A 21,281-nucleotide genomic window follows, 5' to 3' on the forward strand; every position below is an offset into this window, starting at 1 on the left:
GCAACAACGCCAGCGTCTGTTTTGCCTAAGTCCTAACAGAAAACAGAGACTCAGGAGTTCTTATGCACCATCAGCACCTAGGCGATTGCTGCGCACACCAGCCAGCGCAGCAGAATGAAAAAAAATACACCGACCCGGTGTGTGGTATGCAAGTCGCCAAAAGCGAGAAGAGCACGCGCTTTCAGGGCGTCGCGTATTACTTCTGCAGCCCGTCCTGTGTCAGCCGGTTCGAGGCTGAACCAGGGCGCTACGTAAAAACCAAGAAGGTGATACAACTGGGTCAGAGCAGTCCTGCTGCTGCCAGCGCAGTAGCAACAACGACAGCGGCACCTGAAATTGCTAAGGGAAGTAAGTCTTGTTGCGGCGGCAGCGATGCAATGCAAAGCGACCCGCAAGGTGCGCACACCGATCCGGTCTGTGGCATGCGCGTCAATGCCAGCTCCGTGCATCAGACCACGCATGCGGGACAGCCCTATTATTTTTGCTGCGCGTCTTGCCTGCAAAAATTCAGTCAGTCACCGCAACGCTGGCTCGATCCTGCGCAGCGCCCTACTGCTGCAGCGGCCGATCCCGGCGCCGTGTATATGTGTCCTATGGACCCCGAGATCGAACAAATCGGTCCCGGCATTTGCCCCATCTGCGGCATGGCGCTGGAGCCGAAGGAAGCCAGCATGCATGAAGATACCAGCGAACTGGATGATATGACGCGCCGCTTCCGCATCAGTCTGCTGCTGGCACTGCCCCTGTTGCTGCTCACCATGCTGGATATGGTGCCAGCCTTGTCCATGCACAGGCTGCTGGGTATGCAAGTCTTTAACTGGCTACAGTTTGCACTGGCAACACCAGTGGTGCTGTGGTTGGGGCGACCGTTTTTTGAACGTGCACTCAGCTCATTTCAAAGCCGTCATCTGAATATGTTCAGCCTGATAGGCGTCGGCACCGGCAGCGCGTATCTGTTCAGTCTGGTCGCCTTGATTTTCCCTGACAGTCTGCCACCCGCCTTCCGTATGGATGGCATGGTGCCGCTGTATTTTGAAGCCGCGGCAGTCATCATCAGTCTGGTATTGCTGGGTCAGGTGCTGGAACTGCGCGCGCGCTTCCAAACCAGCAGTGCGATTAAAGCGCTGCTATCACTGACACCGGCCACCGCCTTGCGTGTGCTGCCCGACGGCAGCGAGCAGGAAGTGGCACTGGATCAGGTGCGGGCCGGTGACGTATTGCGTGTCAAACCTGGTGCCCATATTCCGGTCGATGGCAAAGTGCAGGACGGGCAATCCTATGTCGATGAATCCATGATTACCGGCGAAGCGGCGGCACAGGCAAAACAGGCGGGCGATACGGTCGCAGCCGGCACCCTGAATCAACAAGGCAGCTTCACCCTGCGTGCAGAACGGGTAGGCCGCGATACCCTGCTGGCTGGCATCATCGCGATGGTGAATCAGGCCAGCCGCTCACGCGCACCGGTACAAAAACTGGCTGATGCGGTAGCGGGCTGGTTTGTACCGGCTGTGATTTTCATCGCCCTTGCTGCGTTTGGCCTGTGGGCCTTTTTCGGCCCACAACCCGCACTGGCTAACGGTCTGATGGCTGCGGTATCGGTGCTGATCATCGCTTGTCCGTGTGCACTGGGACTGGCAACACCGATTTCTGTCACGGTCGGCATAGGACGCGGGGCATCCGAAGGTATATTGATTAAAGATGCAGAAGCCCTGCAACTGCTGGAGCGCGTCGATACCCTGATCATCGATAAAACCGGCACCCTGACCGAAGGTAAGCCACGACTGCAAAGCTTCCAGATTCATCCGACGGCCGATCGCCAACAACTGCTAAGTCTGGCTTTACAACTGGAGCGCCAGAGCGAACATCCGCTGGCGCAAGCCATCGTGCACTATGCAGAATCTGAACATTCCGCAGCCAGCCTGCCAGATGTGCAACTGAGCCAGTTTGAAGCGGTCACCGGCATGGGGGTACGCGCTAAGATCGCTACACCATCCGGTATGCAGGCCGGTGCACAGACCGTGATACTCGGTAAGCTCAGTTATCTGCAATCGCTGGGCATCGATACCACCTACTGGCAACATCAGGCCCAGCTCGCCCAACAACAAGCGCACACAGTGATGGGGCTGGCCGTCGGTCAGCAATGTCTGGCCTTGATCAGCGTGGCGGACAGCATCAAATCCAGCAGCCAGCAAGCGGTCGCTGATTTGCAGGCACAAGGCCTGCGTCTGATCCTGATGACTGGCGACAATGCAGCCACCGCCAACGCGGTCGCCACCCAGCTGGGCATACGGGAAGTTCATGCCGATGTGCGGCCTGAAGATAAATTCCGCATGGTGCAGCAATTACAGGCCGCAGGCAGTGTCGTGGCGATGGCGGGCGATGGCATTAACGATGCCCCCGCATTAGCGCAGGCGAACGTCGGTATTGCTATGGGTAATGGCACCGACATCGCGATGCAGAGCGCCCATGTGGTGCTGGTCAAAGGCGATTTACGCGGCATCGCGAAAGCGCGCAAGTTATCTAAACTCAGCATGCGTAACATCCGTCAAAACCTGTTTTTTGCGTTTGCCTATAACCTGACAGGCGTGCCAGTCGCGGCCGGTGTTCTGTTCCCATGGTTAGGCATCTTGCTGAGTCCCATGATCGCGAGCGCAGCGATGAGTCTGAGTTCGGTGTCTGTCATCACCAATGCGCTGCGTTTGCGACACGCGCGTCTGTAAGTCATGCCAAGTGCCGCTGCGGACAGACCGTATAGGGCTCTGTCCAGCGGCCTCAGGTAAAATACGCATTTTGGTAGCCAATCTTAGCCGCTGCCGCGTGCCACCTGTACCTGCACCTGTGATCTCAATTATGCGACTGTATTATTTACTTCCCCTGCTTTCCGGCCTGTTACTGAGCACCAGTCTGCGTGCTAACGATACTGGGTCGCAAGTCAGAAAACCCCAAAAACTGAAAAGCCCGCTCACGCTGTATATCGCCGGTGATATTGCCGACTGCCGTAAGCAGCCTGCGAGTGAGACCATGGCGGCGCGCACGTCGGATCTGATCCTGGCTGCGCTGGAAAAAGACAGCAATGCCTATGCCATGACCCTGGGTGACAATACCTACCCGATTGGTAAGCCAGAAGAATTCGCGAATTGCTACGATCCGACCTGGGGCCGCTTCAAGGAGCGCACCCTGCCCTCACCCGGCAACCATGACTACGGTCAGCCTAAGGCTCTGGGTTATTACAATTATTTCGGCGACATCGCAGGTCCGGAACGACGCGGCTATTACAGCAAGCGCATAGGGCAATGGCATATCCTGTCGATCAACAGCAATCTGAGCGGCAGCCAGATGCAAAAACAAATCGAGTGGCTGCGCGAAGAATTAAGCAGCAATCAAAAGCAATGCACACTCGCATTCTGGCACCATCCGGCTTACAGCTCCGGCGGACATGGCAATAACAGTTTCATGCACCCGGTCTGGAAAATGCTGGCCGATGCCAAAACGGATATTGTACTGACCTCACATGACCACGATTACGAACGCTTCGCACCGATGAATGGCAATGGCGACAAAGATGAGCAAGGTGGCATACGCAGCTTCGTGGTTGGCACTGGCGGTGCCAAACTCACGCCTATGTTTTTCCCTAAGGGCACGACAGAAATCCGTGACAACAATACCCATGGCGTGCTGAAGCTGGTTTTGCATGAAAAATCCTATGAATGGGACTTCATTTCTGTTGGTGACAGTAACTTCAGCGACAAAGGCAAAGGCAGTTGCCACTAAGTTGAGACTGAGTTGAGACTGAGTTAATTCAGTCATGACTCTGCGCCGGGTATACGCGAAGCGTGATACCCGGTATCCATAAATCTGATGCAAACGAAGGCCGCTTCAGGACTATACTGAACTACGGCTCAACGGTTTTGTTCGTCTTCTCGACAAAACTGCCTTTTCCCGCGTCCGCCAGACGCATTACGGAGTCGTTATGCACATCGAAGAAACCCTGAGACTGGACTTTAAAGACGTTTTGATACGTCCTAAGCGCTCAACCCTGACATCCCGTTCCCAAGTCGAATTAGCGCGTGAATTTGTATTCCGCCATTCACGTAAAACTTACCACGGCATTCCTATCATCGCAGCCAATATGGATTCCACCGGCACCATAGAAATGGCGCGCGCACTGGAAGGCCATCAGTTATCGGTCGCCCTGCATAAGCATTACGACGTCGATACCCTGGTCGCGTATTTCAGCTCGCTGGAAAAAAAATCGACTGCGTTTTACTCCATGGGTATCACCCAGAGTGATTTTGAAAAATTCACCACCGTGATGACGCGTGCCCATAATGCGATCGAATACGTCTGCATCGACGTCGCCAATGGCTACACCGAAACCTTCATCCATTTCGTGAAAAAAGTCCGCGATACCTACCCACATCTGACCATCATGGCCGGCAATGTGGTAACCGGTGACATCACCGAAGAGCTGATTCTGGCTGGCGCGGACATCGTGAAAGTCGGCATTGGTCCCGGCTCGGTCTGTACCACACGGAAAATGACGGGCGTTGGCTATCCGCAGTTATCGGCGATTATCGAATGCGCGGATGCTGCCCACGGTCTGGGTGGACAAATTTGCGCCGACGGTGGTTGTGTGGTTCCGGGTGATCTGGCCAAGGCCTTTGGTGGCGGCGCCGACTTCATCATGCTGGGCGGTATGCTGGCTGGTCACGATGAATGTGCCGGTGATCTGGTCGAGCGCGATGGTCAGCAATTCAAACGCTTCTACGGCATGAGCAGCCGTGCTGCGATGGATAAATATGCGGGTGGTGTGGCGAAATACCGTGCCTCGGAAGGTAAAGAAGTGCTGATTCCTTACCGTGGCCCGGTCGATGCCAGCCTGCAAGACATTCTGGGCGGCGTACGCTCTGCCTGCACCTATGTCGGCGCGCACAAGCTCAAGGAGCTGACCAAACGTACCACCTTCATCCGCGTAACGCAGCAGTTGAATGAAGTGTTTGGTAAGTCCTGATTGATTACTGATCCTTGATTGAGCTGACCTTGAGCAAATACTAAACAAATATCGTGCGATATTGCCCGATCTGAAAGCCGTGTTGCACCAGCATGCGACACGGCTTTTTCTTTAACCCGAGCTGCGGCAAGACTGTCCTTGTATCCTGTCCATAGCGGGAAACTGCCTGCAACTGTCCTAAGCTACTCTGCAGCCAGTCTGTATCTGTCTATGCGGCAAAATTACCACACATTATATTTCTGATTGGCACGATCCCTGCTAGGTAAAACAGAGCATTGCAGCAGGCAGGAATGAAAATTGTTATTCATTGAATATTGCGATAAGAAAATTTCCGTGGCAGCATAGTTTCAATATAAACCGTATGCATACTGAATCATGCTGTGCTGAGTGAGCCAGTTTTCCATAGTAAAAAGCCGACGCAGATCGCTGCTATGCCAGATTCAGAACAGGACTTTTGCCGATTTTTTGCGGTAAGCGATGACGATGACTGATACCACAGACAAGCATCATGCCGCTGCAGCACTTTTGTTTAAGTCCTGAGAAATAAAAAAACCAAATTTGTGAGTGGAGAGATATGAAGAAGGTAGTCAATAAGGCATGGCCAGCCATGGCTGCGCCAGCACTTGTTTTTGTTTGCGGCAGTATGTTGTTATCCGCCTGTTCCAAAGATCCTGAACCAGTTGCACCGGCAGCCGATGCCGCCAGTGCTGCCAGTGCTGCCAGCAGCAACAATGCGCAACCTACCGGACTGGTGAAAGACCCGGTCAAACATGCGCATACCGCCGACGTGACCAAGTGGATGGATCAGGCTTCCAAGAAAACACCGGCACAAATCGCACAAGAAGAAAAACTGGCGCGCGAAGCAAAAGAAAAACAGGCAGCAGACGCGAAGAAGGCACTGGAAAGCAAAGCTGCAGCGCCTAAAACTGCGACCAGCGCTATCAAAGAAACGGTGACCCCAATTCAGGCGCCGGCACAAGCCACGCCTGCCCCCGTGCAGACTGCCGCCGCAGCACCAGCCACCAAAGCACCGGAAGTCGCACCAGCCACTGTGGCACCCGCTCCGGTCGCCAAAGCAACTGAGCCAGAACAAAACACCAGTTTGAAATTGCTAAACAGGGTGCAACCCAAATATCCGACCGCTGCGGCGCGCGCCGGTATCGCCGAAGGCAGCGTGAGTGCCAGACTACATGTGGAGGCGGATGGCAGGGTATCCCAGGTTGAAATTTTGAAGGCCAGACCACCAAAAATGTTTGATAAAGAAGTCATTGCGGCCGCCAGCCAATGGAAATACGCACCTGTCTCCAAGGCGCAGACCACGGTTGCTGAATTCAGCTTTAAACTGGATCAATAACCGTGGCCGTCACATACCGGGCAGCAGTCTATGCGGCCCGGTATGCACATCAGGCAGGCTGTATCAAACCGAGCTCAGGGCTGCTCATGAGCTTGTCTATATCCAGCAAAATCAACATACGCTGATCTACTTCGCCCAGACCGGTGATGAAGTCAGTGGAAAATACCGAACCCAGTTCTGGCGGCGGCTTGATGGCAGACTGAGACAGTGTAACCACATCCGATACGCTGTCGACCATCATACCGATCACATGACCACGGATATTGAGGATGATATTCACGGTCGCTTCATCCATCCTGGCCTCACCGGTCGCAAAACGTAAGCGCATATCGACCACCGGTACGATCACCCCACGCAGATTCAGCACGCCGCGCAGATAGTCCGGCGCATTGGCAATCCGCGTCAGTGGTTCCAGGTTACGGATTTCCTGGGTCTGCAGAATATGTATGCCATACTCTTCCGGCCCCAGCCGAAATGCCAGATACTCCTGCTCACCTGTACCATCCTGTACAGCTTCATCCTGCAATACGGCTTCACTCATTGCTCACTCCCTGAAAAGTTCAGTCCATCGTCAAGATTATGCTAAACGTAGTTACTGCTCTATTTCTGCTCTATTTCTGATCTAAGCCGGCCAACTTACGCAGCACATGGGCTGCGGCCATGAGTCCAAACGATGCGGTCACCACTACGGAGGATCCGAACCCTGCGCAATTGAGGCCGGTAATCCCGGCATTCTCTGCCGCAGCGGCATCCACCTCACACAGCTCGGCTGTCTCTGGCATGCTCAGCACTTCCATAGAAAACACAGCATCAATCCCGAACTTATTCTTGGTGCCACGCGGGAAACCATGATTCTGCCGCAAACGCTTACGTACCAGCGCCAGCAAAGGTTCCTGCTCAGTACGCGACAAATCGCGAATTTCTATTTTCGACGGATCGGTTTGTCCACCAGCCGCGCCTATCGTGATTAAAGGAAGCTGGTGCTGACGGCAGTACGCGATCAACGCCGTTTTTGCTTTCACGTCATCAATCGCATCGATCACATAATCAAAAGACGACGACAACATTTGTTCCAGATTATCAGCTGTAATGAAATCTTCAAGCTCTGTAACCTGACAAGTTGGATTAATCAGCCGTATTCTTTCCGACAACGCAGTAATCTTTGCTTTGCCCAGCGTATCGGTGGTGGCCTGAATCTGGCGATTGATATTCGATTCCGCCACATTATCCAGATCTATCATGGTGATGCGACCGATGGCACTGCGTGCGAGCGCCTCGACCACCCAGGAACCCACGCCACCGACGCCGATCACGCAGATGTGTGCGGATTGAAAACGTGCCAGTCCGGCACTGCCATACAAGCGTGCGACACCGCCAAAACGACGTTCAAAGTCAATTTCTAAATCTTGTTGCATAATTGAAGTAATGGTGAATTCAGACTACATTTTACAAGAGCGCGCTTGATATGACGCAAGCACGTACCAGGTACCTACTGCATAATGCGAACTTGCTTCTCCCAAAGGAGTCACTATGAGCACTTTATTTGATGCTGCACCCGGTTTCGATACGCCTATCGCCGTGTTAAAACATTGCCATGATCGTATCCGCAAACAACTGGCAACGCTGGATAAATTAGTCAATTATCTGCCAGACCGGGGCGTGGATGAGAGTGTGCAGCAGGCTGCCAAAGCAGTGCTGAAATACTTCATCAAAGCGGCACCGCTGCATCATCAGGATGAAGAAGTCGATCTGTTACCAGCCTTACGGGCGACGGTGAGTGGCGCTGATGCGGAATTACTCAACGAGCTGAGCAAAACGATAATGCAGCACCATGCGCAAATGGATCAGCAATGGAAGATATTGCAGGTTCAGCTGGAAGCGCTGGAAGATGGCAGCGGCTACGATTTATCGCCCTCAGACGTAGACGACTTTACCACCCTGTATCAGGCGCATATGCAAATCGAGGAAACGCAGATCGCACCGATGGCATTAAGAGTGCTGAGCGAGGCGCAAATGAAACAGCTGGGCGCATCGATGCAAGCCCGGCGTGGCATCACCTGAGCTGGCCAGCGCAAAGACCAGCACTGCTGATTTTTTAATTAACAAGGAAATCTATGTCTATTGCTGACATTCGTAAAGATTATCAACAAGCGAGTTTATCCGAGGCCGATGTGCAGGCCGATCCGTTTGCGCAGTTTGGCATCTGGTTTCAACAGGCATTGAAAGCCGATGTGGCGGAAGCGAATGCCATGAGCCTGGCGACGGTCAATGCTGAGGGTCGCCCATCATCGCGCATCGTACTGATCAAGGAATTTGATGAGCGTGGTTTTTGCTGGTTCACCAATTACGACAGCGCCAAGGGCGGTGATCTGGACGTAAATCCCCATGCGGCCTTGCTGTTTTTCTGGACCGCGCTGGAACGCCAGGTCCGCATCGAAGGCAAGGTAGAGAAAATCACTGCTGAAGAAAACGACCGTTATTTTTATAGCCGCCCGCTGGGCAGTCAGCAAAGCGCGAATGCATCGCATCAGAGTCAGCCTGTGGCTGGTCGCGAAGTCCTGGAGCAGCAACTGCAAGCTGTGATTGCGCAATTTGGCGATCAGCCGCCGCGCCCGGAACACTGGGGTGGCTATCGCCTGATTCCCGAGCGTCTGGAATTCTGGCAAGGTCGTGCCTCACGCCTGCATGACCGCATCGTCTACACCCGCAATGCGGATCACAGCTGGAGCATCTCGCGCCTGCAACCTTGATTCAGGTTGAAATAAGCAATGCTGCGGCCTGCCTGTCATAGGGCAGGCCGTTTTTTTTATGTTCCCATTTTTACCCTGATCTATGTCGCGATCTCTTACACTTACTGAATGGCGATATTGACAAGTGCATGGTATTCTGCCCACCTGTTTCTCCGATTCCGACTTTTTGGTGGCATGCCATGCGCAAGAAAAAAATTCTTTTACTGAGCGTCTCTGCGGGCGCCGGACATCAACGTGCAGCTGAGGCCATACGCAGTGCAGCGCTGCTCAAGGACAGCCAGTTCGACGTACTGCATCTGGATGCGATGGAGTTTGTGACAGCTGGTTTTCGTAAAATCTACACCGATTTTTATATCAAGCTGGTCAATAAGGCGCCTGCATTATGGGGCTATCTCTACCATGCAAGTAACGAAGCACAAAGCGACAGTACGACGGAAAAACTGCGTCGTGCACTGGAACGCCTGAATGCACGCAGCCTGCTGAAAGCGATAGAAGAGTTTCAGGCTGACGCCATTATCTGCACCCATTTTTTACCCGCTGAGATGTTGTCGCGCGAAATACGCAAACAGCGTTTGCATTGCCCGGTCTGGGTGCAAGTCACCGACTTTGACCTGCACCGTATGTGGGTACATGAACATATGGCAGGCTATTTTGCAGCCAGCGAAGAAGTCGCAGACCGTATGCTGGAGAATGGAATTCCGGCGGAAAAAATTCACGTCACCGGCATCCCCATCATGCCTGCGTTCCAGCAAAAACTGGAACGTGCAAGCTGTGCCCCAGAGTTTGGATTGCAAGCTGAGCGCACAACTATCTTGCTGATGGGAGGCGGTGCTGGCCTGGGCGGTTTGGATCAGGTTGCGGCACGCTTATTAAGTCAACAGCCCGACTTTCAACTGATTGCACTGGCCGGTAAAAATGCAGCTGCGCTGCAAGCCTTGCAAACACTGGCGCTACGCTACCCTGGCCGCCTGTTCCCGCAAGGTTTTACCAAGCAGGTGGAGCGCCTGATGGCATGCTCAGATCTGGTGATTACTAAGCCCGGTGGCCTGACTACCTCTGAATGTCTGGCGCTGGGTTTGCCTATGATCGTGAACTCGCCGATACCTGGTCAGGAAGAACGCAATGCAGATTTTCTGCTGGAGCAAGGCGTGGCTTTGAAAGCCTATGATGACATCAGCCTCGCCTATCGCGTGAAGCACCTGCTGAACGATACGGCCAGACTCAGCGCTATGCGTTCGCGCGCCAAGGCGCTGGGCAAACCGGATGCTGCTGCACGCGTACTCGCAATGGTAACGGCTGATCTGTAATGGAGTAAGCATGAAATCTACTCGAAACTCGATACTGCTCACCCTGAGCTGGGTTGCCTTGCTGGCGATATTTTTTGCCCAGGTAGAAATCCAGATAGAAGGCAGCGCGGGTTGGGCCGTGAATTTGCCGACCTGGCGCATAGAACAACACTGGCTGCTTGATCTGTTCTGGGGTGGGCGTGCCATGACCGGCTACCATGCCTGGGTCTTTCCGCTGATCGCGATGTTTTTTCACTTCCCTATGTTTATGCTGCAGCAATGGTCTCTGGCCTTACAGGCACGTACGATAGCCTGCATCATCGTGTTCTGGATCATAGAAGATGCAAGCTGGTTCATTATGAATCCTGCCTTTGGCTGGCATGCCTTGCGCCCGGAAACTGTGCCCTGGCATCACCATTGGTGGTGGGGCTTGCCGGTCGATTACTGGCTGGGAAGCGCGGCGGCTTTTGTTTTATTTTATCTTTCGTACCGGAGAAAATGATGCGCTACGATTTGCGTACCGGCGGCCTGATGCTGGCACTGTGCCTGAGTTTGTTCAGTTGGCAGCAGAATGCCGTCGCAGCCGGGGCTGCGACTCAAACCTCGACCGCAATCCAGCGTCCGCAACAATGGGCGCAAGCGGTCGATAGCACTGCCAATTTATTCAAAGTGAACGATGCGTTTTATCGCAGTGCGCAGATACAGGCAGAACAACTACCTACATTGCAAGCCCTGGGTATCAAAACGGTGGTCAGTCTGCGTGCGTTTCATTCGGATGAACAGATACTGAAAAACAGTGGCATACGCATGCAGCGTATCGGCATCAATACCTGGGATATCAACGATAACAATGTCATCCTGGCTTTGCGCACTTTGCGCAGCGCACAGCAGCAAGGCCCGGTGTTATTACACTGCCAGCACGGTGCAGACCGTACCGGCCTGATCACTGCGATGTACCGCATCCTGTATCAGTCATGGAGCAAGGAACAGGCGCTGGAAGAACTGACTCAGGGTGGCTACGGCTATCACAGCATGTGGAAAAACATACCTGATTATCTGCGCCGGGTAGATGTAGAAAAAATCCGTCAGGGCGTCAATCTTCCCTAATTCTGTCTTTATAAGTTCACTTCTTTTTCTATGAATAGTCATCGCTACCTTGTCCCGCTACAGCGCACAATCTGCACACGCACACTAGTCGGCCTGTCCAGTCTGTTTTTGTTATGTCAAAGCAGCCAGGCAGAACAGATAGAACTGAGCAAAATCAATCACAGTGTTCAGTTGCTGGATTTAAGCAAAGCCGACAGCCGCGCTAAACGGTTTGAAGCTGCGACTCTGATGGATGCACCAGTCGCGCAAGTATGTGCGGCAATTATGGCGTATGACAGCTATCCGTCTTTTATGCCAAATACCAGCAAAGTCAGCGTTGTCAAACTGAATGACAATGCCTCGCAAGTGGATTTCACACTGTCACTGCCTTTGGGTAAAACCAAAAAATACCGGCTCAGGATGACACCTAAACAGACTGGCACTAACTGCCATCTGAGTTGGAAAATGCTGCCTTGGGAAGGCTTAAAACAGGAAGAAACCATCGCAGACACGCAAGGCTATTGGTCACTCAGCAGTGTCAGCAATGACACACAAAAGACGGTGGTGCGCTATGTGGTGGAAACCGATCCGGGACCGGTTCCGTTAGGGCTGGGCTGGATCGTCGACAGCATGAGTAAAGACAGTATCCCGAAAATGCTGGAAGCGCTGCGGACTAAACTACGCTAATCCGCTCAATGTGTTAACAAGCCCTGGCTGATGGTTCAGCAGTGCTTCAGGAATAAGGCGCGCTCTGCTGCGCGCCGCTTCACCAGGCCGGGGAAAGGTTTGCCATCGGCCATCACCCAGCGGCCGAATTCATCAGCAGCGCCCTGATAATCACCCTGATTCAGTTTTTTGAGTAAGGTCGAACTCTTCAGATTGCCTATGCCCAGATTAAAAGTAAAACTGGTCAAGGCGCCGAACTGGTTGTCATTCAAGGCCACGCTGACCACCGATGAGACATCCCGGCCCGCATTCATCAAATCGCTTTGTAGCAGACTTTGTGCCTGCGCCATCGTGATACCTTGCGGATACAAAGCCAGCACCTGCGCGCGGTCCGCTTCACCTTTTAAAAAACGGCCCTGAAATGTAATTGCATGGCCCCAGCCTATGGTCCAGATGCCAACCGGATCCAGATAGGGATCAATATTCTGCGTGATGGAATTTCCATCTGGAATTCCTTCGTACTGCTGAACCAGATCAAGCGTAGCCTGATTCACATTGCGTAACGCCATAGTTCACTCTCCGGCTGAATTAGAAAAAATACAGAGGCGTAACGATAGCGCAGAAAAATTACATATAAGCACTTGTTTCGCAGGAAGAATATTAACAAAAACCCATCCTCAAATGCGAAAAAATATCAGCCCTCTTTCCAAAATTTTTGGAAGGCCTGACGTGCCTTACTCACCTTAGGAGCGACCACAAAAGCACAATAACCCTGTTGAGGATGCCGGGTAAAATAATCCTGATGGTAGTCTTCTGCCGGGTAAAACATGGGTGCCATCGCTAGCTCAGTCACGATAGGTGCGTCCCAGTGTTCAGCCACAGCGGTTTTGACGGATTCAGCAATTGCATGCTGCTCAGGGCTGTGACTGTAAATCACGGAGCGGTATTGGGTACCTACGTCATTGCCCTGACGATTCAGTGTCGTCGGGTCATGAATTAAGAAAAAAATCTCCAGTATCTCGCGATAGCTGATGATGGCGGGATCAAAGCTGAGCCTGACCACTTCCGCATGCCCGGTTTTGCCGGTACAAATTTGTTCATAGCTAGGTTGATGAAGCTGTCCACCGCTATAGCCAGACTCGACGCTGAGCACACCATGAATACGTCGGTAAACAGCATCTAAACACCAAAAACAACCGCCACCCAAAGTCGCTGATTCGCGCATAGTCATTTCCTCCCAGATAGACGTTCTGATCTGCATGATATGCACGAAATGCAAATCATCGCAAAAAAAATCTTTGTCAGCTATTCTGACAGAGGTTGTCATTTCTTGCTTCAAGCTAGCGTCAGGCAGTCGCCGTTATTGAATCGAAGCTGATTGCAGTGCTGCTTGTGAATTGAAGCTTGCATTCACCAAATTATTGATCGCCTTGAACGATTTTGGGTAGCAATGAAGATACGATGAATTAAACTTGGATTAAGATTGATGATGCAGCAGTTGTCGCGCTATCAGCAGGATCATCTGGCGTGGCGCCTGGTAAGCAAGACTGGGATTCAGATAGCGCCGCTTAGCGTTTATTTCCAGTATCAGGCTGGGTGATCCACTGCAACCCACACTGTGCTGTAATTCCTGACAGGTGCTGTTTTTTTCAGCGATACACTGAACCAGTTCCGCATAACTATCCAGAAAGGCTGTCTTCGAGAAATCTAATTCTTCCGCAAAAGCTGCCAGAACTTGCAAGTCACACACATCCTGTCCTTCGACATAATGTCCATATTGAATTCTCTCCAGCATCAATAACGCGAGATTTACTGACTGCCGGTCACAAGATAAAACCGCAATGGCAGGTGGCACCGAATGATAGCTGAGCTCATGATCCCGCATCAGTTTGTTCACATAGGCCTCGCCATATGGAACGCCAGTCAGTGCAGCAATTCTTGCATCCGAATTCAGCATATGTTCACGATATTCAGACGAGATTGGCATGGGCTCAGGAAACAGCAAGCCTGGATGGAACTCTAATTTCAAGCGGCCTTCGAAATAAGTCTGACTGGCACGCAAAAAAGGCTGCATCGCATAGCACCATCCGCATAGTGGATCAAAAATTAAATGCAGCTTGATGCTCATACATTTTATCTCTACAGAAGCAGGATGTAAGTAATTGTAATCAGCACAAGATGCGGGACCTAGTGATATTAGTGAAAATCACTTTTCTGTTTAGTGAAATAATCTTATTAATTAAATTGATAACAATTGCAAAAAAAGTTACTTTGCTATTTCCAAATCTTTTAAGCTCAGTTTAGATACTGTTCTCAAAAGAAGGAAACAGCGTTATGCAATTTGACCAACTACGCCGCATGGCCATATTTGCACAAGTGGTACGATACGGTTCATTTTCAGCAGCAGCCAGAGCGCAGGACTTAACAACCTCTGTCATTAGTGCCGCAGTTACACAACTGGAAGATGAACTTGGCGTACGCTTGTTGCACAGAACAACCCGCAGTCTGTCATTGACTGAAATTGGCCAGGAATTTTACGAAAAATGTGCCGACATGCTGTCGACTGCAGAGACAGCACAAGAGATCATTCATGAACATTCAGGCGAAATCAGTGGTCGCTTAAGGATAGCCTGCGCCTCTGATGTCGCCACCAGTATCGTGCTTCCTGCGCTAGGTCCTATGGCAGCGAACCATAAACAATTGATGCTGGATATCCGCGTTTCCGATCAAATCATAGATCTGGCTGAACATCAGATCGATTTGTCCATCCGTTCCGGCTGGTTAAGGGAGTCTGCACAGGTTGCGCGTAAACTAGCTGATCTGGATGAAATTCTGGTCGCCAGCCCAGTTTATTTACGCTCAGCCGGCGTACCAAAAACCCCGGCAGAACTAATGCAAAAACATAAGATGATCAGCCTGACCAGACTCAATGACCCATGCCAGTTCAGTCTGCAGCACCTGGATGGCCATCAGGAAAAAGTTATTATGCAAGCATATGCGATGACCGACAGCGTCACTACCATGGTCGCAATGTGTGTGCACTCTTATGCAATTGCGCGAGTACCTTCATTCACAGTTGCCGATGAAATTCAGCAGGGCAGCCTGGTACGCTTGCTACCAGATTGGAAACTACATGGTGGTGGAATTTTTGCGGTGACATTAAAGCGCAAGCTGCAACCACCCAAAGTACAGGCGGCTATCACAGCGCTGACCCGCTATCTCGAGAACAAAGTGTGGCTGCCGCCGCTACAGAGCTGAGCTTGAGCCGGCACCCGCTGCCGGTTTTACATCACTTACAAAGCATTACAAGCTAGTTGCAGCAGTAACAATAAATCCGTCTACAATGCAGAAACTTTTTTTCTGCATTTCAGGATGGTATGAACATCTCAGATATCCAAGACTGTCTGCGTAGCTTATTCCGTATACGCCAGCAACGTAGTTTGCCACCGCCGGGGCCCAAGCCGGCATTCGGCGCGACTATCGTTAATCAACAAATCAAGATTCAATTGTTTCTCCCCATCGACTACGAGCAATGGGACTGGCTGACTGGCCACGGATGGCGCACCATGGATATGCGGGAAAACCGCCGCCGTTATTTCCGGGTGCCACGCAATGCAGTGCAACGCATGTTAAGCGCGTCGAAGGAAGAACGCGAGCATATCCATCAGCGCGTGATCAGTTATCGCTATCCACGCAGCAGACTGGAATAGCGACTGCCTTAGCGAAAGCCTTAGCGACACATTCGCAGTGTTCCTGACTGACATCCTGACCAGTCTCAGGCATAGGTAATCATGCATAAAAGTTTCACTTAAAACAATATTCAAGCCTCTTGCAAGCGGGTAAAATGCCGTATGCAAAATTTTAGTGACGACGCTCACGTCCAGACCGGGGATGACCTCGCGCTGCAGACGTATTTCAAAGCAGGAATTTCACCCGACGACGTTTCCGCTGTATTCCCACTTAAACGTGCCCAGCCTGTGTTACAGGCTTTTACCGCATTGTTTCACGGTGGGTTTAATGCAGTGCTGTTACGTCTGCTGGTGCTGCGCGAACTGGCGGCCGATGTGGAATCGCCGTCTTTAACACGTGCGGATATCAATGCCAAACTGGCTTATCTGGAACCAGAGGCACTGGAAACCGTACTATCGCGCTTACGCGGCAATGGCCTGCTGGCCTGGGATTCCGGCGCCGGGGTTTATCGCATCACGCCGACAGCAAGAAATGTGATGGCTGCACTGGAGTCCTTGATACAGGTCGAGGAACACAATGACCAGGCGGAAATGAGTTATATGCTGACCCAGGTAGCCGGTGCACAGGCGGTCGGTGGCGTATCGGTCGAACAATTACATCATTTGCTGGGACGACTGATAGAACTGACTGAGGAATTTTCAGACGCGATCGCGTCCGGCTCAGAATTTCAGTTACGCGCAGCGCAAAAGAAATGGCATACCGCATGCGACTGGGTCGAAAAAGGCTCAAAGATTATTCATGCCATTACCCATGATGAACGCGCTGATGCGGCGACTCACAAAGCAGCTCAGGCGATAGGACGCGCCCAGAGTGCGCTGCTGAATATGCAGGGCATGTTTTCGCGCGCATTGAATCAGATAGAAAGACAGCGGGTACATCTCGGCCAATCGGGCTTATCTACTACAGATATCAAAACCTGGCTGCTGCAAAAAGAGGACCTGGCCGCACTGGCAGATCAGGCCCTCGCACATCCGGTGACGCCCCTGTTTATCACGCCTTCAGAAATGATAGACGTGGCAGAAAGTGAGTTGCTGAGCCACCGTGTATCAGCGCTGGCCGGTGCTTTACCGGCAGGTGAAAATGCAGTTTCTATCGCTAATGACAATGACGATGCACTGCATGAACTCGATCACTGGCTGGACTTGCTGAGCAATATCGAGCCTGGTGAAAAAGGTGTTCCACTCCAGGATTTGCTGCTGCCCGCCAGCTTTGCAGTTGCGTCTTACCGCGCCTCCATGCTGCCTTTACTGGGTGATCCCAATGAGTCTGCCTTGCAAGGTGCAACCGGCACTTTGGCACGGCTGCCACTGATATTTCAGTCCAAAGACAAAATGCAGAAGCTCAATGATACGCAGCTCGCTGCGATTTCCATTGCCAGTCTGGTCGCTGCGCCACGCGCAGACGATACACCAACTGCAGCCTCCCCTATTCAGGAAACACCATGACTGAAGATGTACAAATTCTGATTGCGCGACTGCTCGCGCATCAAACTTTGCGCCGTGAAGACAAACTGGTTAAACGCGCCTTATCCGATGAACTGTTCCGCGTAGAACTGGATACACGACTCAAAGCCTGTGGCATGAAATTTGTCGATAATGTGTATGCTGACCATGTGACGCTGGCGCTCACACGGGATAGTGAATCCAAAGTATTCGGCACCAAAGACACCTGGCAAAATAATAATTTTGGTCTGGCACGCGATGGCGTCGCCTTACTGGTGGTGCTGTGGTCACTGATCATCTTACCGAAACGTGAGCGGCAAGAAGCGCATCAGTTGGCGGAAGAAGATCAGAACGATATGTTCGGCAAAGAGAAGCCATTGCCACGCGCGGAAGATACCTCAATTGGAATTTCTTATCGGGCTTTGCTGGCCGATTTCGGCGACAAACTGGGCAAGAAAACCCGCATGGATATGAATCTCGGTCAACTGGTCAGGCTGGGCTTTGTCGAGAAAAAAGCGGATCTGATCGTGGAAGGTCCCTTGCTTGATCTGCTGATGGATACCGACACTCTGAAAGACCGCATCATCAATGGTGCACTCTCGGATATTTTCCATATCCCGGTAGCGCGGACACCCGCAACCATCATCGCTAACACCGATCAACTTGCAGACTCCGATATGCCTGGCCCAACCGATACAGAAGAAAATTAAGCACCATGTTTCATATCAAATCACTTGAACTGGTTCATTGGGATTACTGGCAACGTATTAAAAATATCCCGCTGGATGCAAAAATCATCACCATTGCCGGCCAAAACGGATCAGGAAAAACAACGCTGCTGGATGCCTTACGCACCTTGTTTGGACTGGAATGCTCGATGGGCCGCTCGTATAAACACTATGCACGCCATTCTGGCCAGCAAACCGCATGGTTGCGCGCTGTCGTGGATAACAGCGCGGTGGGGCCACAGATTTCTAACCGTCCCTTCCGCCTGTCCGGTTTGTATGAAGATGAAGTCACGCTGTTCTGCAAGATAGAAAAAAATGGCGGTGACTGGAAGCGTCAGTATCTGATGCGCGGCGGTAAAGTCGATATCGAAGACATCATTGATGCCAATGACTGGCTGGGTGTAGAAAGCTATCGCAAACGTCTGTCGCATGCGGGTTTATCTAATGCGATGGGCAAAGTGCTCGCGCTGGAACAAGGTGAAACCGATAAATTGTGTGAGTATTCTCCACGCCAGTTACTCGACCTGGTGTTTCAGGTATTCGGTGATAAAGAAGTGCTGGATGCCTATGATGATGCCAAACATCATCAGCAGGATACTGAACTGGAATTACAACGATTTGAAACTGAGCTGGAAGCGGCTAAAGCCAATTTGGAAGGCTTACGCCTCAAAGTCGCGAACTATCATCAATACGAGAGTCTGAACAAAGAAAAACGCGACTTGCAGGAAGCGATTTTACCTACCTTGCAATATCACGAAGATCTGGCGAAAGCAGCGACCACCAGTGATGCTCTACGTGCCTCACGCCGTTTTCTGAAAACTCAGGATGAGGCGCTGTCTGGTCGTCGTCAACAATTAGCGCAGCAAGCACAATTGCTGAGCGAAGCCAAGCAGGCCGAAACCACGCTAGAGGCAGAGGAAGGAGCGCTGCGTGAAAAACTGCAGCAGATTAATGCAAAACTCAAGCCCCAGGAAAGTCTGCTCGAACAGAAAACCCGTCTGCAAAAGCTGGCTGCTGAAGCGGATGCAGATGTCGCGCATATCGCCAACGATCTGGAAAACAAAGAAGCCAGTCTGTCCCGCCTCAAGCAGGAACGCGATACCTTAAATCAGCGCATCGCGAGCGACATGGATACGATCGCTGCGTTACAGGGTAAGTCTTCCATGCCGGAGCCGGAGAACGTGCGGCAAATGCGGCGTGCACTGTCGGAAGCTGATATCGCTCACTGCATGCTAACCGATATCGTAGAGGTCACAGAACCCAAATGGCAGGCCGCCATTGAGGGTGTGCTGCGCGCCTATACCTCAGTCATTTTGCTGGATAAGGCCAGTGATGCCAGCGCTGCTTATCGCATCGGTGAAAAACAAAAATACAATCACTTCATCGTACCGGAACGCATCAGTGCGCCTGTCGTCAAAGATAAGAGCCTGCTCTCTGTAGTCAACTTCACCGCTCAGGCACCCGCCTGGCTGATCGAGCAATTACAACGCATAGTCACAGTCGATTCTATTGACAGCGGCATGAAGCTGGCACGCCAGCAGGAATGGATCACACCGGATGCCTATCATTTTGAACGACGTGGCGGCCGCTCTTTATTTGTCGAAGTCTCACGCTACCGCTTTGGTAATGCAGGCCGCAGCCAGCGACTGGAAGCGCTGTTAAAAGCCCTGCCCCGCCTGCAATCACAGGAAGATGTGCTGACTATGCAAATCAGTCAGCTGGCGGGAGAAATCAGCGCCTATAAAGCGCGTCTGGCAGGCGTGGATGCGGCAAAAGAACTCAGTGCACGACATGCTGAATTCGAAGAAGCTAGCCGGAATACTCAGCCTTTGAAACAACAAAGGATAGAAGTTGGTAGCCGTCTGGGCGAAATCGCACCGCTGTTGAAAGCGGCAACAGAGCAACGCTCGGTGGCACAGTTGAAGTGGGAGCAGGCAAAAGCAGCCATCGCGGATGCCGAAGCGCAAAGCCGCACGTTGGAAAAACGCCATAGCGAAGAGCGTCAACATCACTTCGATACTTTACGCCAGATGCGGCAGACCTGGAACAATCTGCCTGCTGCCTGGAAGCGTAGCAGCCATCGTCATGAGCTGGTTGCAGAACATGAGAATGTCCATCAGGTGGAACTGCGTATCCGTAGTCTGAGCAATAATCTGGCGCGCGATGACTGGGAAACAGATGCGACGGTAGTCGATCAGTTTACCCGTCTGCAAGCCTTGCTGCAGGGACGTCAGGCAGAAACGGATGAGCGCCGCTATCAAAATAACCGGGCGATAGAAGCCACCATCAATGCACGTGCGGCCTATATGGACAGACTGCGTTACACCATCAAAGCCTACAGCAAAAATATACGCCAGCTGGGTGAGTTGGCCGGTATTGAAGTACACACCGATCCTGTGAAACTGGAAAACGATGATATTCAGCTAGCACAGGCAGGTTTGCATGTACGCTTTAAATTCGATGGCAAAGGCCCAATAGGCATGAATGACGGCGAAGCTTCCGGTGGTCAGCAGGTGATGAAGTCACTGATATTGCTGATAGGTCTGCTGAAGTCAGAAGATGGCTCGGGTGGTTTTGTGTTTATCGACGAACCTTTTGCGCATCTGGACATCCGTAATATCCAGCTGGTTGGTGAATTCCTTAAAAACACCGATGCACAGTATCTGATGACGACACCGCTGACTCACAACACGGATGTGTATGATCCTTCGGAACTGACACTGATCACAAGTAAAAAGAAAAAGGAGTCAGAGTGGGCGCAGCCTATCTTTGTATTGCAACGCAAACAGCGGGCTCATTGAGTTTGCAGTGTGAATCGCTTTTAATCACCTTTACAAGCCCTGTGCAAACCTGATCAAACTACACAAATCAAAACAAAGGGAGAACGCGCAAGCGTTCTCCCTTTGTTTTTTGGCTTTGGTTTTGGCTTTGGTTTTTTACTTCATGTTTTTTGCTCTTCGGCTGTTAGCTGCTTGCCGTCATGTGCAGTCTGGATACAGCCCTTCAAAGCCCAATCCTCAGACCTACAAGCAAAGCGCAGAGCACATGAAGCGAACCTAAAAGCCTAAAGCCCAAAGCGCCTAAAGCAAAACCCCCCGTTACTACTGTAACGAGGGGTTTTTAAAGGGAGCCTGACGATAACCTACTTTCACACTGGTTGCAGCACTATCATTGGCGCAGAGTCGTTTCACGGTCCTGTTCGGGATGG

At 51.8% G+C, this 21,281-nt stretch carries 20 protein-coding genes; 15 read left to right on the plus strand and 5 right to left on the minus strand.

Annotated features, from left to right (window positions below):
* Positions 1–62 precede the first annotated feature (62 nt).
* From H8K43_RS18125 to H8K43_RS18140, 4 genes are all read left to right on the plus strand, one after another.
* Entirely contained in the window at positions 63–2,720 is a 2,658-nt protein-coding gene (locus H8K43_RS18125; RefSeq protein WP_186905161.1) for a heavy metal translocating P-type ATPase, read from the plus strand.
* A gap of 130 nt (positions 2,721–2,850) precedes the next feature.
* Positions 2,851–3,771 (plus strand): metallophosphoesterase family protein, encoded by a 921-nt coding sequence (locus H8K43_RS18130; RefSeq protein WP_186905162.1) that lies wholly within the window; start codon positions 2,851–2,853, stop codon positions 3,769–3,771.
* 199 nt (positions 3,772–3,970) lie between these two features.
* Entirely contained in the window at positions 3,971–5,011 is a 1,041-nt protein-coding gene (locus H8K43_RS18135; RefSeq protein WP_162021445.1) for a GMP reductase, read from the plus strand.
* Between the two features lie 574 nt (positions 5,012–5,585).
* Complete coding sequence (locus H8K43_RS18140; protein WP_186905163.1) at positions 5,586–6,365, plus strand: energy transducer TonB; 780 nt, start codon at positions 5,586–5,588, stop codon at positions 6,363–6,365.
* A gap of 49 nt (positions 6,366–6,414) precedes the next feature.
* Here H8K43_RS18140 and H8K43_RS18145 read toward each other — a convergent pair whose 3' ends face one another.
* A complete protein-coding gene (locus tag H8K43_RS18145) occupies positions 6,415–6,906 on the minus strand; it encodes a chemotaxis protein CheW (RefSeq protein ID WP_230404101.1) in 492 nt (163 codons plus the stop codon).
* A 70-nt stretch (positions 6,907–6,976) separates the two neighbouring features.
* Positions 6,977–7,780 carry a tRNA cyclic N6-threonylcarbamoyladenosine(37) synthase TcdA gene (tcdA, locus tag H8K43_RS18150; protein WP_186905164.1) on the minus strand — a complete coding sequence of 268 codons (804 nt, stop codon included), beginning with the start codon at positions 7,778–7,780 and terminating at the stop codon, positions 6,977–6,979.
* Positions 7,781–7,895: 115 nt separating this feature from the next.
* Here tcdA and H8K43_RS18155 point away from each other — a divergent pair, with 115 nt between their 5' ends.
* The 6 genes from H8K43_RS18155 (at position 7,896) to H8K43_RS18180 (ending at position 12,174) form a co-directional block, all read left to right on the plus strand.
* On the plus strand, positions 7,896–8,426 hold the full coding sequence (locus H8K43_RS18155) for a hemerythrin domain-containing protein (RefSeq protein ID WP_186905165.1): 531 nt from the start codon (positions 7,896–7,898) through the stop codon (positions 8,424–8,426).
* Between the two features lie 53 nt (positions 8,427–8,479).
* Entirely contained in the window at positions 8,480–9,115 is a 636-nt protein-coding gene (pdxH, locus tag H8K43_RS18160) for a pyridoxamine 5'-phosphate oxidase (protein ID WP_186905166.1), read from the plus strand.
* 179 nt (positions 9,116–9,294) lie between these two features.
* Positions 9,295–10,422 carry an MGDG synthase family glycosyltransferase gene (locus H8K43_RS18165; RefSeq protein ID WP_186905167.1) on the plus strand — a complete coding sequence of 376 codons (1,128 nt, stop codon included), beginning with the start codon at positions 9,295–9,297 and terminating at the stop codon, positions 10,420–10,422.
* Between the two features lie 10 nt (positions 10,423–10,432).
* Positions 10,433–10,903: a hypothetical protein gene (locus H8K43_RS18170; protein WP_186905168.1), complete on the plus strand. Its 471-nt coding sequence runs from the start codon at positions 10,433–10,435 to the stop codon at positions 10,901–10,903.
* Positions 10,900–11,508, plus strand: coding sequence for a dual specificity protein phosphatase family protein (locus tag H8K43_RS18175; RefSeq protein WP_222611084.1), 609 nt, complete (start codon positions 10,900–10,902; stop codon positions 11,506–11,508). Before H8K43_RS18170 ends, H8K43_RS18175 begins: the two co-directional genes overlap by 4 nt.
* Positions 11,509–11,538: 30 nt before the next feature.
* Entirely contained in the window at positions 11,539–12,174 is a 636-nt protein-coding gene (locus tag H8K43_RS18180; RefSeq protein WP_186905169.1) for an SRPBCC family protein, read from the plus strand.
* Between the two features lie 35 nt (positions 12,175–12,209).
* On the opposite strand, the gene H8K43_RS18185 is transcribed toward H8K43_RS18180, so the two are convergent.
* From H8K43_RS18185 to H8K43_RS18195, 3 genes are all read right to left on the minus strand, one after another.
* On the minus strand, positions 12,210–12,722 hold the full coding sequence (locus tag H8K43_RS18185; protein ID WP_186905170.1) for a lysozyme: 513 nt from the start codon (positions 12,720–12,722) through the stop codon (positions 12,210–12,212).
* A gap of 125 nt (positions 12,723–12,847) precedes the next feature.
* Positions 12,848–13,378, minus strand: coding sequence for a peptide-methionine (S)-S-oxide reductase MsrA (gene msrA / locus H8K43_RS18190; protein WP_408058564.1), 531 nt, complete (start codon positions 13,376–13,378; stop codon positions 12,848–12,850).
* 252 nt (positions 13,379–13,630) lie between these two features.
* Positions 13,631–14,281 (minus strand): DsbA family protein, encoded by a 651-nt coding sequence (locus H8K43_RS18195; protein WP_186905171.1) that lies wholly within the window; start codon positions 14,279–14,281, stop codon positions 13,631–13,633.
* 206 nt (positions 14,282–14,487) lie between these two features.
* Between H8K43_RS18195 and H8K43_RS18200 the strand changes: the two genes are divergently transcribed.
* The 5 genes from H8K43_RS18200 to H8K43_RS18220 all read left to right on the plus strand — a co-directional run bounded on the left by H8K43_RS18200 (position 14,488) and on the right by H8K43_RS18220 (position 20,874).
* Positions 14,488–15,411: a LysR family transcriptional regulator gene (locus H8K43_RS18200; RefSeq protein ID WP_186905172.1), complete on the plus strand. Its 924-nt coding sequence runs from the start codon at positions 14,488–14,490 to the stop codon at positions 15,409–15,411.
* 119 nt (positions 15,412–15,530) lie between these two features.
* The gene (locus H8K43_RS18205) at positions 15,531–15,863 is read left to right on the plus strand and encodes a hypothetical protein (RefSeq protein WP_162021457.1); all 333 of its coding nucleotides are present in this window, start codon (positions 15,531–15,533) and stop codon (positions 15,861–15,863) included.
* Positions 15,864–16,004: 141 nt separating this feature from the next.
* Positions 16,005–17,348 (plus strand): hypothetical protein, encoded by a 1,344-nt coding sequence (locus H8K43_RS18210; protein WP_230404102.1) that lies wholly within the window; start codon positions 16,005–16,007, stop codon positions 17,346–17,348.
* Complete coding sequence (locus H8K43_RS18215; RefSeq protein ID WP_186905173.1) at positions 17,345–18,055, plus strand: hypothetical protein; 711 nt, start codon at positions 17,345–17,347, stop codon at positions 18,053–18,055. Before H8K43_RS18210 ends, H8K43_RS18215 begins: the two co-directional genes overlap by 4 nt.
* Before the next feature lie 5 nt (positions 18,056–18,060).
* Positions 18,061–20,874 (plus strand): ATP-binding protein, encoded by a 2,814-nt coding sequence (locus H8K43_RS18220; RefSeq protein ID WP_186905174.1) that lies wholly within the window; start codon positions 18,061–18,063, stop codon positions 20,872–20,874.
* Positions 20,875–21,281 lie beyond the last annotated feature (407 nt).

It is taken from the genome of Cognatundibacterium curvum (assembly GCF_014284235.1).
GTDB classification, from domain to species: Bacteria; Pseudomonadota; Gammaproteobacteria; order Burkholderiales; family Burkholderiaceae_D; genus Undibacterium; species Undibacterium curvum.

Excerpts from the sequence above, each read along its gene's own strand:
- H8K43_RS18125 (WP_186905161.1), top strand. The coding sequence starts at position 63 with ATGCACCATCAGCACCTAGGCGATTGCTGCGCACACCAGCCAGCGCAG.
- H8K43_RS18130 (WP_186905162.1), top strand. The coding sequence starts at position 2,851 with ATGCGACTGTATTATTTACTTCCCCTGCTTTCCGGCCTGTTACTGAGC.
- H8K43_RS18135 (WP_162021445.1), top strand. The coding sequence starts at position 3,971 with ATGCACATCGAAGAAACCCTGAGACTGGACTTTAAAGACGTTTTGATA.
- H8K43_RS18140 (WP_186905163.1), top strand. The coding sequence starts at position 5,586 with ATGAAGAAGGTAGTCAATAAGGCATGGCCAGCCATGGCTGCGCCAGCA.
- H8K43_RS18145 (WP_230404101.1), bottom strand. The coding sequence starts at position 6,906 with ATGAGTGAAGCCGTATTGCAGGATGAAGCTGTACAGGATGGTACAGGT.
- tcdA (WP_186905164.1), bottom strand. The coding sequence starts at position 7,780 with ATGCAACAAGATTTAGAAATTGACTTTGAACGTCGTTTTGGCGGTGTC.
- H8K43_RS18155 (WP_186905165.1), top strand. The coding sequence starts at position 7,896 with ATGAGCACTTTATTTGATGCTGCACCCGGTTTCGATACGCCTATCGCC.
- pdxH (WP_186905166.1), top strand. The coding sequence starts at position 8,480 with ATGTCTATTGCTGACATTCGTAAAGATTATCAACAAGCGAGTTTATCC.
- H8K43_RS18165 (WP_186905167.1), top strand. The coding sequence starts at position 9,295 with ATGCGCAAGAAAAAAATTCTTTTACTGAGCGTCTCTGCGGGCGCCGGA.
- H8K43_RS18170 (WP_186905168.1), top strand. The coding sequence starts at position 10,433 with ATGAAATCTACTCGAAACTCGATACTGCTCACCCTGAGCTGGGTTGCC.
- H8K43_RS18175 (WP_222611084.1), top strand. The coding sequence starts at position 10,900 with ATGATGCGCTACGATTTGCGTACCGGCGGCCTGATGCTGGCACTGTGC.
- H8K43_RS18180 (WP_186905169.1), top strand. The coding sequence starts at position 11,539 with ATGAATAGTCATCGCTACCTTGTCCCGCTACAGCGCACAATCTGCACA.
- H8K43_RS18185 (WP_186905170.1), bottom strand. The coding sequence starts at position 12,722 with ATGGCGTTACGCAATGTGAATCAGGCTACGCTTGATCTGGTTCAGCAG.
- msrA (WP_408058564.1), bottom strand. The coding sequence starts at position 13,378 with ATGCGCGAATCAGCGACTTTGGGTGGCGGTTGTTTTTGGTGTTTAGAT.
- H8K43_RS18195 (WP_186905171.1), bottom strand. The coding sequence starts at position 14,281 with ATGAGCATCAAGCTGCATTTAATTTTTGATCCACTATGCGGATGGTGC.
- H8K43_RS18200 (WP_186905172.1), top strand. The coding sequence starts at position 14,488 with ATGCAATTTGACCAACTACGCCGCATGGCCATATTTGCACAAGTGGTA.
- H8K43_RS18205 (WP_162021457.1), top strand. The coding sequence starts at position 15,531 with ATGAACATCTCAGATATCCAAGACTGTCTGCGTAGCTTATTCCGTATA.
- H8K43_RS18210 (WP_230404102.1), top strand. The coding sequence starts at position 16,005 with ATGCAAAATTTTAGTGACGACGCTCACGTCCAGACCGGGGATGACCTC.
- H8K43_RS18215 (WP_186905173.1), top strand. The coding sequence starts at position 17,345 with ATGACTGAAGATGTACAAATTCTGATTGCGCGACTGCTCGCGCATCAA.
- H8K43_RS18220 (WP_186905174.1), top strand. The coding sequence starts at position 18,061 with ATGTTTCATATCAAATCACTTGAACTGGTTCATTGGGATTACTGGCAA.